At 69.7% G+C, this 16685-nt stretch carries 13 protein-coding genes and 1 pseudogene; 6 read left to right on the top strand and 8 right to left on the bottom strand.

Annotation, left to right across the window (positions count from 1 at the left end; translation table 11 throughout):
* Positions 1-543 precede the first annotated feature (543 nt).
* The 7 genes and pseudogenes from gyrA to dnaA form a co-directional block, all read right to left on the bottom strand.
* Entirely contained in the window at positions 544-3048 is a 2505-nt protein-coding gene (gene gyrA, locus CHC11_RS07435; RefSeq protein ID WP_089310812.1) for a DNA gyrase subunit A, read from the bottom strand.
* Between the two features lie 82 nt (positions 3049-3130).
* Entirely contained in the window at positions 3131-5068 is a 1938-nt protein-coding gene (gyrB, locus tag CHC11_RS07430; protein ID WP_089310811.1) for a DNA topoisomerase (ATP-hydrolyzing) subunit B, read from the bottom strand.
* A 358-nt stretch (positions 5069-5426) separates the two neighbouring features.
* Positions 5427-5945 (bottom strand): DciA family protein, encoded by a 519-nt coding sequence (locus CHC11_RS07425; RefSeq protein WP_245918861.1) that lies wholly within the window; start codon positions 5943-5945, stop codon positions 5427-5429.
* The gene (recF, locus tag CHC11_RS07420; protein ID WP_089310810.1) at positions 5942-7084 is read right to left on the bottom strand and encodes a DNA replication/repair protein RecF; all 1143 of its coding nucleotides are present in this window, start codon (positions 7082-7084) and stop codon (positions 5942-5944) included. The genes CHC11_RS07425 and recF overlap by 4 nt, the downstream gene beginning before the upstream one ends.
* A gap of 159 nt (positions 7085-7243) precedes the next feature.
* A pseudogene (gnd, locus tag CHC11_RS07415) lies at positions 7244-8197 on the bottom strand (phosphogluconate dehydrogenase (NAD(+)-dependent, decarboxylating)); the annotation flags it as partial.
* Between the two features lie 80 nt (positions 8198-8277).
* Entirely contained in the window at positions 8278-9420 is a 1143-nt protein-coding gene (gene dnaN, locus CHC11_RS07410) for a DNA polymerase III subunit beta (RefSeq protein WP_089310808.1), read from the bottom strand.
* A 653-nt stretch (positions 9421-10073) separates the two neighbouring features.
* Complete coding sequence (dnaA, locus tag CHC11_RS07405; RefSeq protein ID WP_089310807.1) at positions 10074-12158, bottom strand: chromosomal replication initiator protein DnaA; 2085 nt, start codon at positions 12156-12158, stop codon at positions 10074-10076.
* Positions 12159-12787: 629 nt separating this feature from the next.
* Between dnaA and rpmH the strand changes: the two genes are divergently transcribed.
* Genes rpmH through CHC11_RS07380 form a run of 5 tightly spaced genes read left to right on the top strand, consistent with a single transcriptional unit; the run spans position 12788 to position 15184 of the window.
* Entirely contained in the window at positions 12788-12925 is a 138-nt protein-coding gene (gene rpmH, locus CHC11_RS07400; protein ID WP_089310806.1) for a 50S ribosomal protein L34, read from the top strand.
* Positions 12926-12959: 34 nt separating this feature from the next.
* Positions 12960-13307 (top strand): ribonuclease P protein component, encoded by a 348-nt coding sequence (gene rnpA / locus CHC11_RS07395; protein ID WP_245918858.1) that lies wholly within the window; start codon positions 12960-12962, stop codon positions 13305-13307.
* Positions 13304-13672 (top strand): membrane protein insertion efficiency factor YidD, encoded by a 369-nt coding sequence (gene yidD, locus CHC11_RS07390; protein WP_089310804.1) that lies wholly within the window; start codon positions 13304-13306, stop codon positions 13670-13672. Before rnpA ends, yidD begins: the two co-directional genes overlap by 4 nt.
* Positions 13665-14660, top strand: coding sequence for a membrane protein insertase YidC (gene yidC, locus CHC11_RS07385; protein ID WP_089310803.1), 996 nt, complete (start codon positions 13665-13667; stop codon positions 14658-14660). The genes yidD and yidC overlap by 8 nt, the downstream gene beginning before the upstream one ends.
* A 38-nt stretch (positions 14661-14698) precedes the next feature.
* Positions 14699-15184, top strand: coding sequence for a Jag family protein (locus tag CHC11_RS07380; RefSeq protein ID WP_089310802.1), 486 nt, complete (start codon positions 14699-14701; stop codon positions 15182-15184).
* Positions 15185-15355: 171 nt separating this feature from the next.
* On the opposite strand, the gene CHC11_RS07375 is transcribed toward CHC11_RS07380, so the two are convergent.
* Complete coding sequence (locus CHC11_RS07375; protein ID WP_089310801.1) at positions 15356-15808, bottom strand: DUF6458 family protein; 453 nt, start codon at positions 15806-15808, stop codon at positions 15356-15358.
* Between the two features lie 177 nt (positions 15809-15985).
* On the opposite strand from CHC11_RS07375, the gene rsmG reads away from it, so the two are divergent.
* On the top strand, positions 15986-16663 hold the full coding sequence (rsmG, locus tag CHC11_RS07370; RefSeq protein ID WP_089310800.1) for a 16S rRNA (guanine(527)-N(7))-methyltransferase RsmG: 678 nt from the start codon (positions 15986-15988) through the stop codon (positions 16661-16663).
* Positions 16664-16685 lie beyond the last annotated feature (22 nt).

The raw sequence follows: 16685 nt of genomic DNA, 5'->3' as shown, positions 1-16685 counted from the left end.
GAACGCCTTGCCGGGCGTGTCCGTACGTCCTGTCGAGACCGAACCGGACGGCTCGGCGGGTTTGGCCCAGCCCGCCGAGCCGGAACCCGCCGCGGGGCGCGGGCCGCCCGCGGGCCCGGAGGCGGAACCGGCCGGCGCACCCGCCGCGCCGCCGACGGGAGGCGCCGGCCTGGCGGCGGGCTTGGGCTGTGCGGCGGTGTCCTTGACCGGGGCGATCTCAGGCGTGTCGGCCGGCTTGGCCGAGGCGTCGTCGATCTGGGTGAGATCGGCCCGCGTCTCGTCGTCGCCCTTGCCGACGGGGTCCGTCGCACCGGTGTCGATGTCGACGGTCGTCTCGTCGCGCCCGGACTTGGCGGACGCGGCGGCCACCGTCTTGCCCGGCTTCCCCCTGGACTTGCCGGTGGACTTGGCGGGGCCGGACTTGGCGGGGCCGGGTTTCCGGTCGCCGCCCTTGCCGGCGGTGCCGGCCCCGTCGTCGTCCTGGCCGGGCTCGGTGCTCACGTGTCCTCCTGGCCTAGCGGCTCGGTGACGATGCAGGACACGTCACTCACCGTCGCCCCCTTCGGCTTCGTCAGAGTCCTCCATGGACTCTACGTTCCTCGCGATGGCCACCACGCTGTTCCCGTCGGCGAGATTCATCAGACGGACGCCCATGGTCTGCCTGCCGGACTGCTTGATCTCGGCGGCGGTGGTACGGATCACGCCGGCGTTCGACGTCATCGCGAACACCTCGTCGTCCGGGCCGACCATCAGGGCCCCGACCAACATCCCGCGAGATTCCACGATCTTAGCGGTGAGAACGCCCTTACCCCCACGTCCCTGGAGCGGGTACTGGTCCACCGGGGTGCGCTTGGCGTAGCCGCCCCGGGTGGCCACCAGGACGTCCTGCGAGGTGTCCTGCACGACCAGCATGTTGAGGACCTCCTGGTCCTCCTCGAAACGCATGCCGATGACGCCGGACGTGGCGCGTCCCATCGGGCGCAGCGACTCGTCGTCGGCGCGGAACCGGATCGCCTGGGCGCCGGTGGAGACCATCAGCAGGTCGTCCTCGGACGACACGAGCCGCGCCGCGATCACCTCGTCGTCGTCGACGAGGTTGATGGCGATGATGCCGCCGGTGCGGGGCGAGTCGAAGTCGCGCAGCGCGGTCTTCTTGACGCGGCCCTTCTTCGTGCCGAGCACGAGGTAGGGGGCGACATCGTAGTCGCGCAGGTCCATGACCTGGGCGATGTGCTCGTCGGGCTGGAAGGCGAGCAGGTTCGCGACGTGCTGGCCGCGCGAGTCGCGGCCGGAGTCGGGCAGCTCGTAGGCCTTGGCGCGGTAGACGCGGCCCTTGTTGGTGAAGAACAGGATCCAGTGGTGCGTCGTGGTGACGAAGAACTGGTCGACGATGTCGTCCTGCTTCAGCTGCGCGCCGCGGACGCCCTTGCCGCCGCGCCGCTGCGCGCGGTAGTGGTCGGTGCGGGTGCGCTTGGCGTAGCCGCCGCGGGTGATGGTGACGACGACGTCCTCTTCGGCGATGAGGTCCTCGTACGACACGTCCCCGTCGAACGGGATGATCTGGGTGCGCCGCTCGTCGCCGAACTTCTCGACGATCGGGGCGAGCTCGTCGGCGACGATCCGGCGCTGCCGCTCGGGCGAGGCGAGGATCGCGTTGTAGTCGGCGATCTCCGCCATGAGCTTGTCGTACTCGTCGATGATCTGCTGGCGCTCCAGGGCGGCCAGCTTGCGCAGCTGCATGTCGAGGATGGCCTGCGCCTGGATCTCGTCGATCTCCAGCAGGTTCATCAGGCCCTGCTGCGCCTGCGAGGCGGACGGCGAGCGCCGGATCAGGGCGATGACCTCGTCGATGCGGTCGAGGGCCTTGAGCAGGGCGCGCAGGATGTGGGCGCGCTCCTCGGCCTTGCGGAGCAGGAACCGGGTGCGGCGGACGACGACGTCGATCTGGTGCGCGACCCAGTGCCGGACGAACTGGTCGATGCGCAGGGTGCGCGGCACGCCGTCCACGAGCGCGAGCATGTTCGCGCCGAACGTCTCCTGCAGCTGCGTGTGCTTGTACAGGTTGTTCAGGACGACCTTGGCGACGGCGTCCCGCTTGAGGACGATGACCAGGCGCTGCCCGGTCCGGCCGGACGTCTCGTCGCGGACGTCGGCGATGCCGTCGAGCTTGCCCTCCTTCACGCCGTCGGCGATCTTGAGGGCGAGGTTGTCCGGGTTGACCTGGTAGGGGAGCTCGGTGACGACGAGGCAGTTGCGGCCCTGGATCTCCTCGACCTCGACCACGGCCCGCATGGTGATGGAGCCGCGGCCGGTCCGGTAGGCCTCCTCGATGCCCTTGCGGCCGACGATGAGGCCGGCGGTCGGGAAGTCGGGGCCCTTGACCCGCTCGATCAGTGCCTCGAGCAGCTCCTCGTCGGACGCGCCGTAGTTGTCCAGGTACCACCGGACGCCGTCGGCGACCTCGCGCAGGTTGTGCGGCGGGATGTTCGTCGCCATCCCGACCGCGATGCCGGCGGACCCGTTGACCAGCAGGTTCGGGTACCGGGACGGCAGGACGTCGGGCTCCTGCGAGCGGCCGTCGTAGTTGGGGGAGAAGTCGACGGTCTCCTTGTCGATGTCGCGCAGGAGCTCCATCGCCAGGGGCGCCATGCGGCACTCGGTGTACCGCATGGCCGCGGCGGGGTCGTTGCCGCGCGAGCCGAAGTTGCCGTTGCCGTCGACCAGCGGGTACCGCATCGACCACGGCTGGGCGAGCCGGACGAGCGCGTCGTAGATGGCCGAGTCGCCGTGGGGGTGGTAGTTCCCCATGACGTCGCCGACGACGCGGGCGCACTTGAAGTAGCCGCGGTCGGGCCGGTAGCCGCCGTCGTACATCGCGTACAGGACGCGGCGGTGGACGGGTTTGAGGCCGTCGCGCACCTCGGGCAGCGCGCGCGCGACGATGACCGACATCGCGTAGTCGAGATAGCTCTTCTGCATCTCGACCTGGATGTCGACCGGTTCGATCCGTTCGCCCGGGTGCCCGCCCTCTGTGGTCACGTCCGTCACTCTCAAGACCTCTTCTGCTCGATGGGAAGGAAGTACGTCCGCCTCTGGGAGTCAGGCCGGGGAGCCGGCCCTGGCACGTACCTCAGATGTCGAGGAAGCGCACGTCCTTGGCGTTGCGCTGGATGAACTCCCGGCGGGGCTCGACCTCCTCGCCCATGAGCACGCTGAACAGCTCGTCCGCCTGGGCGGCGTCGTCCAGCTGGACCTGCAGCAGGACCCGGTTGTCGGGGTCCATGGTGGTGTCCCACAGCTCGTTGGCGTTCATCTCGCCGAGGCCCTTGAACCGCTGCACCAGGTCGCGGGGACGGGGGTCGCGCTTGCCCGCGGCGATCCCGGCCTCGATGATCGCGTCCCGCTCGGAGTCGGAGAAGGCGTAGTCGGCCTCGCTGCCCCGCGCGTCCCACTTGATCTTGTAGAGCGGGGGCTGCGACAGGTACACGTGGCCGGCCTCGATCAGCGGCTTCATGAACCGGAACAGCAGCGTCATCAGCAGGGTGTTGATGTGGTGGCCGTCCACGTCGGCGTCCGACATCAGGATGATCTTGTGATAGCGCAGCTTGGAGATGTCGAACTCGTCGTGCACCCCGGTGCCGAGGGCGGTGATGATCGCCTGCACCTCGTTGTTCTTCAGGATCTTGTCGATCCTGGCCTTCTCCACGTTCAGGATCTTGCCGCGGATCGGGAGGATCGCCTGGAAGTGCGGGTCGCGGCCGCCCTTGGCCGAGCCGCCCGCCGAGTCGCCCTCGACGATGTAGAGCTCGGACCTGGCCGGGTCGGTGGACTGGCAGTCCGACAGCTTGCCGGGCAGGGACGTCGACTCCAGCAGGCTCTTGCGCCGGGTCAGGTCACGCGCCTGCCGCGCCGCGACCCGCGCGCGCGCCGCCTGCGACGCCTTGTTGATGATCTCCTTGGCCTCGCCCGGGTTCTCCTCGAACCAGTCGCGCAGGTAGACGTTGCAGGCCCGCTGCACGAACGACTTGGCCTCGGTGTTGCCGAGCTTGGTCTTGGTCTGCCCCTCGAACTGGGGGTCCGCCAGCTTGATCGAGATGATCGCGGTGAGGCCCTCGCGGACGTCCTCGCCGGTCAGGTTGTCGTCCTTGTCGCGCAGCAGGCCCTTGTCGCGCGCGTACCGGTTGACGATCGTGGTGAGCGCGGCCCGGAAGCCCTCCTCGTGGGTACCGCCCTCCGCCGTGTTGATGGTGTTGGCGAAGGTGTGCACGGACTCGGAGTAGGACGAGTTCCACTGCATGGCGATCTCCACCGACATGCCGGTGGTGTCGTCGTTGAAGTAGATGACGGACTCGTGCGCGGAATCCTTGCGCGCGTTGATGTAGCGGACGAAGTCCTCGATGCCGCCGTCGTAGTGGTACCGGACGACGTGCGGTTCACCGTCGGCGTGGTCGGGGCGCTCGTCCAGCAGCGTGATGGACAGGCCGCGGTTGAGGAACGCCATCTCCTGCATGCGGCGGGAGAGCGTTTCGAAGTTCCACTCGAGGGTCTCGAAGATCTCGGGGTCGGGCCAGAACGTGATGAGGGTCCCGGTCTCGTCGGTCTCCTCGCCCTTCTGGAGCTCGATCTCGGGCCCCTGCCACGTGTAGGACTGGCGCCACACGTGGCCGTCGGTGCGGACCTCCGCCTCCATCCGGGTGGACAACGCGTTCACCACGGCCGAGCCCACACCGTGCAGGCCGCCCGAGACGGCGTAGGACTTGCCGTCGAACTTGCCGCCCGCGTGCAGCGTGGTCAGCACCAGCTCGATGGCCGGGCGCTTTTCCACGGGGTGCTCGCCGACGGGGATCCCGCGGCCGTTGTCGAGGACGCTGACGCCGCCGTCGGCCATGAGCGTGACCACGATGTCGTCGGCGTAGCCGGCCAAGGCCTCGTCGACCGCGTTGTCCACGATCTCGTAGACGAGGTGGTGCAGGCCGCGCTCACCGGTCGAGCCGATGTACATGCCCGGGCGCTTGCGAACCGCCTCAAGCCCTTCAAGGACAGTGATCGAACTAGCGTCGTACGCCAAAGGAGATCCTCCTGCCGGGGATGTCTGCCGCTCCGCGCCCGAGGGAGGCGCGGTGTGCCCCGTAACACACATGCGGGCACCCGGTCGGTGCTCTGGTCGTGCTGGTCAGAGCCCCGGGCACCCCATGGCGGCGCAGCATCCTGAACCCGCATTCATTCTACCGGGTGACGAGGCGAAAAGTGGCACTCGCGAGCGCTGTGTGCGCGTGTGGCGGCCGAGCGGGCCCGGAGACACATCCCCCCATTGGTCCAGGGGGGTTGTCTGGCCTACGTGGCCCTGGCCGCTGAACTGGATGACCCATCACCGAACAGATGTTCCCACCCGCCACCGACACATCGGCGGGGCCCGCGGCGTCGGCTCAGCGGACGCGCCAGGCGCCCGTCCGGCGCGGCCCTGACGAGGGCCCCACCACCTTCACGCGGCGGACGGTGCCGTGGCCGAGTTCCTCGTTCAGCCGCCGCACGAGCGTGGACGACAGCAGGCGGAGCTGGGTGGCCCACGTCGTCGAATCGGCCGCGACGGTGAGCTCGCCGTCCTCGAAGTGGTCGGGCCGGGTGTGCTCGGCCAGTTCCGCGCCGACGATGCCGGCCCAGTTGCCGAACACCCCGCCGACCGCGGCGCGCTGCTCCCACCCGCGCGACGCCATCAGCTCCCGGATCGCCGCGCCGAACAGCTTGGGATCGCCGCCCCGCCCGGGATCCCGCACGCGCCCGCCCCGCCCGGCGCCCTTGCGCCTGCCGCCCTGGCCGGGCATCGTGCCGCGCTTGAGCGCGTCCGCCTTGGCCTGGGCGAGCGCCTCGCGGGCCAGCTCGATCCCTGACTTGGCGGGAGGAGCCCCGGCTTCGGCGGACTTGTGCACATCCTGTGGATCACTCACTCGCTCGCCCCCTCGGAGTCACGAACGATTTCGCCGTCCGAGACGGTATACGAGCCCCCTGTCAGTTCGGCGGGGACGTCGGCGGGGACGGCCGCCGTGATCAGGACCTGCTCGGCCGGCGCCACCATCTCGGCCAGCCGGCTGCGCCGTCCGGTGTCCAGCTCGGCGAACACGTCGTCCAGGATGAGGACGGGGTCGTCGCCGTCCGCGCGGAGCAGGTCGAACGCGGCGAGCCGCAGCCCGAGCGCGAACGACCACGACTCGCCGTGGCTGGCGTAGCCGCGCGCCGGAAGCTCCCCGAGGCGCAGCACCAGCTCGTCCCGGTGCGGGCCGACGAGGCTCACGCCGCGTTCCAGTTCCTGTTTGCGCGACCCGGCGACCGCTTTCAGGATCTGCTCGGCCAGTTGTCCACGGTCTGTGGACAACTCCGCCTCCCCAAGGGAGCTCCTGTAGATCAGGTCGGCCGCGCCACTGTGCGGAGCGAGCGCCGCATAGGCCCGCACCACGAGCGGGCGCAGCGCCTCGACGAGATCGAGCCGTGCCGCCAGAAGCTCTGATCCCACGCGCGCCAGATGCGCATCCCACACGTCCAGGGTGGCGAGCACCTCCGGGCCGGGGGAGCGCCGGTGCGCGGCCGCCGATCTCAACAGCGCGTTGCGCTGCTTGAGGACGCGGTCGTAGTCGGACCGCACGCCGGCGAACCGTGGCGCCCGCGCGGTCAGCAACTCGTCCATGAACCGGCGCCGCTCCCCCGGATCGCCCTTCACGAGCGCGAGGTCCTCCGGGGCGAACAACACCGTCCGCAGCATCCCCAGGATCTCGCGCGGCCTGGGGACGGGGGATCGGTTGAGCCTCGCCCGGTTCGCCTTGCCCGGGTTGATCTCAAGCTCGATCAGCGCCTTGCGGTCGTCCTTCACCACCCCGGCCCGGACGATCGCCCGCGGCGCCCCGTGCCGGACGAGCGGCGCATCCGTCGCGGCCCTGTGACTGCCGTGCGAGGCGACGTACCCGATGGCCTCGACCAGGTTCGTCTTGCCCTGCCCGTTCGGCCCCACGAACGCGGTGACCCCCGGCTCCAGCGCGACCTCGGCGGTCGGATACGAGCGGAAGTCCTGCAACGAGAGGTGGGCAACGTGCACAACACACGAGCGTAGAGCCTTCCCCACCCCTCACCACACCTCCACCCGCCCGCGGGCCTGTGCACACCCCCGCCCTCCCAGGGGGGCCGACCCCACTCCCAGCCTGAACCACACCGCCGAGAGCCGGGGCCGGAACCCACAACTGTGGATAACTGAGCGTCAGACCGAGGGAGGGTTCACATCGGCGCCGGGGGAGTCGGCGCCCTTGGCGGACTCGACGGCGTGGCCGCCGAACTGGTTGCGGAGGGCGGCCACGACGCGCATCGTGGGGGAGTCGTCCTGCCGGGAGGCGAAACGGGCGAACAGGGACGCCGTGATGGCGGGCAGCGGGACGGCGTGGTCGACGGCGGCCTGGACGGTCCAGCGGCCCTCGCCGGAGTCGTTGGCGTAGCCGCGCAGGTCGTCAAGCTCGGGGTCGTCGGAAAGCGCGCGGTTCAGCAGGTCGAGCAGCCAGGAGCGGATGACGGTGCCCTCCTGCCAGCTCAGGAACGTCTCCGGCACGTTGGTGACGATGTCGCTGGCCTCGATCAGCTCGTAGCCCTCGCCGAACGCCTGCATCATCGCGTACTCGATGCCGTTGTGGACCATCTTCACGAAGTGGCCGGCGCCGACCTTGCCGGAGTGGACGAAGCCGTACTCGCCCTCCGGCTTGAGCGTCTCGAAGATCGGCATCAGCCGCTTCACGCCGTCCTCGTCGCCGCCGACCATGAGCGCGTAGCCGTTCTCCAGGCCCCACACGCCGCCGCTGACACCGCAGTCGAGGAACCCGATGCCCTTGGCCGCCAGCTCCTCGCCGTGCTTCCGGTCGTCCACATAGTGTGAGTTACCGCCGTCCACGACGAGGTCGCCCTGCTCCAGGACCTCCCCCAGCTTGTGGATGGTCTCCGCCGTCGGCTTGCCCGCGGGGACCATCACCCACACGGCGCGCGGCGGGGACAACCGCTCGACCAGCTCCTCGACCGAGCCGACGTCGCTGACCTCCGGGTCGCGGTCGTAGCCGACGACGGTGTGGCCGCCGCGGCGCAGCCGCTCGGCCATGTTGCCGCCCATCTTGCCCAGGCCGATGATGCCCAGCTCCATGAAACGCTCACTCTCCCCTGTGCGTGCCTGCCTGCGTGCCTGTTCCGCCTCGACCGCGGGGGCGCGGCTCCCCCGCGAACATCGTCACGGTGCCATGCCCCGGAGGGTGGTATTTATCCGGACAAACGGACCGGCATGATCAGGTAACGGTAGTTCGGGTTCTCCCCGTCCTGCGGCGGCTTTCCGGTGAGGACGGCCGGCTTGGTCGGGGTGGTGAAGGACAGCCGCGCCACGTCCGAGCCGATCGCGGAGAGCCCGTCGAGGAGGAACCCGGGGTTGAACGCGATGTCGATGTCCTCGCCCTCCAGGGACGCCTCCAGCGCCTCCACGGCCTGAGCCTCGTCGCCCGTCCCGGCCTCCAGGACGACCTCGCCCTGGCTGAACGAGAGCCGGACCGGGGTGTTGCGCTCCGCCACCAGGGAGACGCGCTTGACGGCCTCGATGAAGGCGGCGGTCTGGACCTCGGCGAGGCCCGCGTACTCGCTCGGCAGCAGCGAGCGGTACTTGACGAAGTCGCCGTCCAGCAGCCGTGACGTGGTGCGGCGGCCGCCGCCCTCGAAGCCGATCATGCCTTCGCCTGCGCCGCCCGTCCCGGCGAGCGCGATCGACACCTCCGCGCCGGCCGTCAGCGACTTGGCGGTGTCGGCCAGCGTGCGGGCCGGGACGAGCGCGACGGCGGAGAAGTCGGGGCGCTCGGGCTTCCAGTGCAGCTCGCGGACGGCGAGGCGGTAGCGGTCCGTGGACGCCAGCGTGACCGTCTCACCCTCGATCTCCACCCGGACGCCGGTCAGCATGGGGATCGTGTCGTCCTTGCCCGCGGCGATCGCGACCTGGGACACGGCGGCGGCGAACTCGTCACTGCCCACCGACCCCGCCGCGGGCGGCATCTCCGGCAGCGTCGGGTAGTCCTCCACAGGCATGGTGAGAAGGGTGAACTTCGCGCTGCCGCAGCGGAGCATCACCTTCGCGCCGTCCGTCGTCACCTCCACAGGGTGGGGAGGAAGGCTGCGCGAGATCTCGGCGAGGAGCCGCCCGGACACCAGCGCCGTCCCGGCCTCCTCCACGTCGATGTCCGTGGACACCTGTGCCGAGACCTCGTAGTCGAACGCGGACAGCTTCAGCCGGTCGCCGTTGCCCTCCCCCCCGGCGACGATGTGCATGCCCGCGAGGACCGGTACCGGGGGACGGACGGGGAGCGTGCGCGCGGTCCAGGCGACGGCGTCGGCCAGGGCGTCTCTGTCGATGCGGAACTTCAAAGGGACCCGCCTCCTGCAGGTGTCGGACAAGGGTGAGCTGATCTCGTCCGGGCCGGGGCGCTCGGTGCGCGTTGTCCCCAGGCCCTGACTTGAGATGGATCTTTTCTTGGATAGAGAAGTAGAGCAGTACTAGTAATAGGGGCGGTGGATAGTGTGGACAGAGGCCGTTGTCGCAGGTGAGACCCCGTTTCTCTGTCCACCGGGGCTGTGCATGGCCCGTGGACGGCGCGGCGGCGCCTGGGGACGGCGAAAACATCCCCACACGTCATCCTCATGTCATCCCCCGGTTATCCACGAGTTCTCCACGGGTATACAGCCCGTTCGCCCGCCCTGGGGACGACGGGACCGGTGATCTCCGGGTCCGTCCCCAGGCCGTCCCCAGGCCGTCCACCGGTTTTCCCCAGAAGACGAGGCGGCGGTGCACAGCCGGTCCACACCCGTCCACCGTTCATCCTCAGCTTCTCCAAAGGTTGCCCACAGGGTTATCCGCGAAAATCCCCAGAGTTTTCCACAAGTTGTGAGCAGTGCCGCCGATTCTCTGGGGACGCGTGCCTTTTGTCGCTTCTTTGCCCTGGACGGGGTGTGGACGGCGCGGGCGGGGCCCGTCCACAGGCTTGACGCAGGGCTGTCCACAGTGTGTACGAACAGGGGGATCAGCGCTTGCGGGCCTGATGCTTGATGCGCCCCGTCAGCTCCGTGACCTGGTTGTATATGGCGCGGCGCTCGGCCATCAGCGATCGGATCTTCCGTTCGGCGTGCATGACCGTGGTGTGGTCGCGCCCCCCGAACTGCTGACCGATCTTCGGAAGGGACAGTTCGGTCAGCTCCCGGCACAGGTACATCGCGATCTGCCGGGCGGTGACGAGCATCCGCGAGCGGGACGGGCCGCACAGGTCGTCGATCGTCGTCCCGAAGTACTCGACGGTCTGCGCCATGATCATCGCGGCGGTGATCTCGGGACCGGAGTCGTTGGGGATGAGGTCCTTCAGAACGATCTCGGCGAGCTTCATGTCGACCGACTGCCGGTTCAGGCTCGCGAACGCCGTGACCCGGATCAGGGCGCCCTCCAGCTCGCGGATGTTCGTCGCGATCTGGGAGGCGATGAACTCCAGCACGTCCGGCGGCGCGGCGAGGCCCTCCTGCCGGGCCTTCTTCTGCAGGATCGCGATCCGCGTCTCCAGCTCGGGCGGCTGGACGTCGGTCGTCAGGCCCCACTCGAACCGGTTGCGCAGCCGGTCCTCCAGCGTCACCAGCTCCTTGGGCGGGCGGTCGCTGGAGATGACGATCTGCTTGCTGGCGTTGTGGAGCGTGTTGAAGGTGTGGAAGAACTCCTCCTGCGTCTGCTCCTTGCCCTCAAGGAACTGGATGTCGTCGACGAGGAGGATGTCCACATCCCGGTAGCGGCGGCGGAACCCGTCCGCCTTGCCGTCGCGGATCGAGTTGATGAAGTCGTTCGTGAACTCCTCGGAGCTCACGTAGCGGACGCGGGCCCCATTGAAGAGGCTCTGCGCGTAGTGGCCGATCGCGTGCAGCAGGTGAGTCTTCCCCAGGCCCGAGTCACCGTAGATGAACAACGGGTTGTACGCCTTGGCCGGCTGCTCGGCCACCGCGACGGCGGCGGCGTGCGCGAACCTGTTCGAGGAGCCGATGACGAACGTCTCGAACGTGTACTTCGGGTTCAGCCGCGCATGCTCGGACGCACCGGACTGCTGTGCGGGGGCCGGCGCGGGCGCACGGGGGTCGGGCTTAGGGCCTCGGGGATCGGACCCGGGAAGCCTGGAATCGGAGCCCTCCTCGTCCCGGAAGACGCCTTCGCCCCTGTAGGACGACTGCTCACCGCCTGAATAAGACTGTTCGGCCCCTGGGTAGGGCTGTTCGCCGTTCGGGAACTTGTCGTCCGAGTGCCCGAGCGGGGCCTCGTTGCCGGCGTGCTGCGGTTCGCGGCCTTGGGCCTCCGGGCGGCCGCCGGGACGCAACGGGCCGAGGGTGCGGTCGTTGAGATGGGAGTGCGGCGGCCGCCCTTGGGGCTCGCCGCCGTAGCCCTCCTGGCCCCCGTAGCTCGGGTAGCCGCGGCCTTCGTAGGGCGCAGGTCCGCGCCCGCCGGGGCCCGCACCGTACGCGGGCGGGCGGGGAGCGGCCGGGTACGACCCCCGGTCGTCGTCCTGAGCCTGTGGATAACCTCCGGGCAAACCGGGGTTGTGGGTAACTCCCGACTGCGACCGGTATCCCTGGTCTGTGTACGGCTGTTCCGGATACGGGCGGTCGGGACGTTCCGCGTAGGACGACTGGTCTCCGTACGGCTGCTCCCCGTAGGGCTGCTCCGTATAAGAACGGTCTCGATCCCGGTCGCGCTCGTCGTGCGCCCGCTCTCCGTAGGGCTCGCCATAAGAAGGAGTGGGCTCGTGCATGCCGGGCCCTGCGCCCGGCCCGGGAATCGGCGCGGACATGGGCTCGCCCGCCCCCGGACGGGCACCCCCCGGGGGCTCCGGCTGGACGGTCACCGCGACCCGGATCTCCCTGCCCAGCTCGCGGGAAAGAGCCTGCGTGATGAGGTTGCGCAGGCGCGTTTCAAGCGCGTCCTTGGCGAATTCGTTCGGCGCGGCGAGCAGTGCCGTTCCCTCGACGAGGGCCAGCGGGCGGACCATGGGCAGCCATGCTCGGTAGCTCGGCGACAGATCGCTCTCGGAGAGCGCGGTGAGGGTGCGGGCCCAGACCGATCCAAGATCCTGACCGTCCATGCGCAAGGTCCCCTCCCCACAACTCCGCCGAACGGAGCACCTGAATGCCCGGCTTTCCCGCGGGATGCACGCGCCTCACAGGACACTGCCGCGACGCGGAAGACTTACTCTCTCACGAGTTGTCCACAGAGTTGTCCACATGCTGTGCATAGGCATGGGGGACCCTGTGTAAAACCCGGAAGGCGGGTTCAGGGGAATGCGGTCGACGAGGGGCCCGGCCTTCGTGAGGGCCGGTGCGGAGTGACTCTTGAACGGGGGGCTTGAGGGCTGAGCGCCGACATCGGATTCGTCGAAGGAAGTGTCGGCTCGCCTCGTCGACCTTAACCGCTGCCGGACACGGCCGCAACACGGTCACCAGCGATCCCGCCCGTCCGGCGGAGCCTTGCGCCGGGAGCCCTCGCGGCCGCGCAGCGGGAGCAACCGCGGCGGCGGCCTCCGTTTGACCGGCCCCCTAGGTACCCCGTAACGTTCTGAGGTCGAGTCGCATCGACGGAGATGCCGCGTGCCCGCCGGCTGCCCCTCAGGAAAGCTCGGGTGGGCCCCCGCTGCGGGGGACCGTACACGGCCCTCGGTGCGAGTTTTCGAGCGTCAAGTCCTCAGACGAACCGACCGCAGCACTGGAGCCTCAAGTGAGCAAGCGTACCTTCCAGCCGAACAACCGTCGTCGCCACAAGAAGCACGGCTTCCGGCTGCGCATGCGCACGCGCGCGGGCCGCGCGATCCTTTCGAACCGGCGCGGCAAGGGCCGCGCCCGCGTCGCGGTCTGATCCCACCCTCATAGTGCTGCCGTCCGGAAACCGGATGCGGCGGCGGGACGACTTCTCGTTGGCCGTCCGGCGCGGACGCCGCGCCGGACGGCCAAACGTCGTCGTTCACCTGCTGCGCCCGGAAGAGTGCCGACCGGCGGCGGCGCGGCCGCTGGTCGGGTTCATCGTGGCGCGCACCGTCGGCAACGCCGTGGTTCGCAACACGACCCGGCGCCGGCTCCGCCACCTGATGCGCCCGCACCTCGACCGCCTCCCAGCGGGTAGCCTGCTCGTAGTGCGCGCCAACCCCCGTGCGGGAGCGGCGCGACCAGACGAACTGGCCGCGGATCTGGAGTCGGCGCTCGACCGGCTGCTGCGGCCCGCGTCCAAGGGGCGAAGATGAGGAGTCCGCAGGGGACCGAGTTCCCCGCGCAGCACCGGACGGGCCACCCGGGTCCCGTCGCGGCCGTGCTGATCCTTCTCGTCCGCGCCTACCGCCGCTTCTTGAGCCCCCTGCTCGGGCAGCAGTGCCGCTTCCAGCCCAGCTGCAGCGCGTACGGCCTGGAGGCCCTCCAGGTGCACGGGGCGCTGCGCGGCACGTGGCTGACGGCCCGCCGGATCGCGCGGTGCCAACCCTTCCACCCAGGCGGTCACGACCCGGTACCGCCGAAGAGGACGCCGGAACAGCGCGCGGCGGCTTCCTCGAACTCCGGCCGCGAGGAGAGCGGCCCCGCCCTAGCAGAGCCCAAGGAGCTGCCCGGTGCTTGATTGGTTGTACGAGATCGTCTCTCAGCTCATCGTGTGGATCCACACGGGGCTCAGTACGGTCGTCCCCAAGGACAGCGGATGGGCGTGGGGCGGTTCGATCATCCTCCTCACCGTCCTCCTTCGGCTGCTCCTCGTCCCTCTCTTCGTGAAGCAGATCCACGCTTCGCGGAAGATGCAGGAGCTGAACCCGAAGGTTCAGGCGCTGCGCAAGAAGTACAAGAACGACAAGCAGCGCCTCAACCAGGAGGTCATGAAGCTCTACCAGGAGAACGGCGCCAACCCGCTGTCGGGCTGCCTGCCGCTCCTGGTGCAGATGCCCATCTTCATCGGGTTGTTCCAGACGCTGAAGCAGATCTCGGACGCCAAGCCGGGGCAGAGCGTCTTCGCCGTCTCGTCCGACCTGGTGGCGAGCGCGCAGAACGCGAACATCTTCGGCGCCCACATCCCGGACACGTTCCTGAACGCCTGGGGCACCGACCCCAAGAGCTGGACGGCGATCGTCGTCACCGGCATCGCCGTGGTGATCAGCTCCGTCACGACCTTCTTCACCGTCCGGGCCAGCATGAAGCGGCAGCCCGTCGCGGACGAGGCCAACCCGATGATGCAGGCGCAGAAGATGATGGTCTTCCTGGCGCCGCTGTTCGGCCTCTTCGGCCTCGGCTTCCCGCTGGGCGTCCTCATGTACTGGGTGACGTCCAACAGCTGGACCCTGGCGCAGCAGCACTACATCTACAAGCGGTACCCACCGCCCGGCACGGACGGCGAGGCCGCGGCGGCCACGGCCAAGACGGGGCCGAAGACGGGCCCCAAGACCGCCGGGTCCAAGGCGGGGGCGTCCAAGAACGGCCAGGCGGCGCCGTCCGGGATCAAGGCGAAGCTGAAGAAGGAGCCGGAGCCGGAGCCCGAGCCCGAGGACAAGCCGAAGGTCGTGCGCAACCAGCCGACCCGCAAGTCGCGCAGCAAGCGCAGCGGCACCCAGAAGCGCTAGTTTTGGACCCCGAGCATGTGCCGGAGAAGGAGAGCCCGTTGAGCCAGACCGACACCACCGAGGTCGACGTCCAGGCGCTCGAACAGGAAGGCGAGATCGCCGCCGACTACATCGAGGGCCTGCTGGACATCGGTGACTACGATGGCGACATCGACATGGACGTCGAGGGCGAGCGCGCCATGGTCGCCGTCGTCGGAGGTGCCCTGGACGAGCTGGTCGGCAAGCGCGGCGAGGTGCTGGAGGCCCTCCAGGAGCTCACCCGGCTCGCCGTCCACCGCCAGACCGGCAACCGCACCCGCCTCATGCTGGACATCGGCGGCTACCGCGAGCGGCGCCGCGCCGAGCTGACCAAGCTCGGGACGGACGTCGCGAACGAGGTCCAGCAGTCCGGCGAGCCCAAGCCGCTCGCCCCGATGACCCCGTTCGAGCGCAAGATCGTCCACGATGCCGTCGCCGCCGCGGGCCTCCGCAGCGAGTCCGAGGGCGAGGAGCCCGACCGCTACGTGGTCGTCTCCCCCGCCTGACCCGCACGGCTTCACCACGGCCCCGACCGGACCCCGGTCGGGGCCGTCGCCTTTCCGGACGGAACCGGCCTTCTTCTTCGGGCATGAGAGGGCCCCGCGCCCTGGCCGGCGCGGGGCCCTGGGGAGCTCGGTGTGCACCGCCGCCCTGGCACACCGAGCGGGTTCTCGGTACTACCGCCGTGCGGTCCGGCGCCAGCGGCGGCGCGGGACGCCGACACCGGTGTCGACCGTGTTCTGCACTGCCGGGTCCTGAGCGTTGGCGGGATCCTGCGCGTACGCCGGGTCCTGCGGATGGCCGTGGGTGACTCCCCTGTCCGCCGGATGTTCGACCACGCGTTCGATCCGCTCGGCGGGACGGCCACCGGGCGGCGGCGGGTCCTCGATGATGTGCTCCTCGCGGACCACCGTCCCCGGCTCGTCGCCGTAGGCGGGATCGGCCCCGGCCACACGTCCGGCCGCGCGGCGCGGCCGGGTGTACCTGAGCGTGAATCCCATGCTGATCAGGCCGACCAGGATCAGGATCCATCCGACCATGTGGATGTCGAGGCCGCTGAGGTCAACGCGGATGGCGAAAGCCAGGATCGCCCCGAGGGCGATGAATGCGAGACTGACTCCGATTCCCATGTGTCGGAGCTCCTTCCGGGGGGACGGACGAGCGTCACGGCAGCTTGTACCCGGCCCTCGGCGATTATGCGGCGGGGTCATGTGGTTCTCGCCATAGCGCAAGGGTCGTCCCACTCCGGCGTCCCAGGAACGTTGCGCGTGCACGGCCGCACCGGGTTTTGTGGAACGATTCGTCTGGTGGGGACTGCACGTGAGGTATTCGGTGACGCGCTGCCGATCGCGGAGCGCTATGCGGCGTTCCTTGCCAAGGCCGGGGTCGAACGCGGGCTCATCGGGCCGCGCGAGGCCGACCGGCTCTGGGAACGCCATCTGATCAACTGCGCGGTGGTCTCGTCGGCGGTACCGGAGGACGCCCAGGTCGTCGACATCGGCTCGGGCGCGGGGCTCCCCGGCATCGTCCTGGCCATCGTCCGGCCCGACCTGCGGGTCACCCTGCTGGAGCCGCTGCTGCGGCGCACGACGTTCCTGAACGAGTGCGTCGAGCTGCTCGAGCTGCGGAACGTCGACGTCCGGCGGGCCCGGGCCGAGGACGTGGTCGAGGAGTTCGCGGTGGACGTCGCCACGGCACGCGCCGTCGCGCCCCTCGAACGCCTGGCCGGGTGGGCGCTGCCGCTGCTGCGTCCGGGCGGTGAGCTCCTCGCGCTCAAGGGCGAGCGGGCCGCGGCCGAACTGCAGGAGGCGGAGCCGCTCCTGAAGGGCTTCGGAGTGCGCTCGGCGGAACTGCTGCAAGTCGGGCGCGGTATGGTCGATCCGCCGACAACACTCGTCCGTGTGGTCGCCGGCCGAGGTGAGGTTGTCGGGCGACGGCAGCGCGCCCCCCGGCGCGCCAAAGGGTCGAGGAAGAGGTCTTCATGAGCACGGGACCAGGACTGGGCAG

The organism is Actinomadura mexicana (genome assembly GCF_900188105.1).
GTDB lineage: Bacteria > Actinomycetota > Actinomycetes > Streptosporangiales > Streptosporangiaceae > Spirillospora > Spirillospora mexicana.
This window is presented reverse-complemented; position numbering and strand designations above follow the sequence as displayed.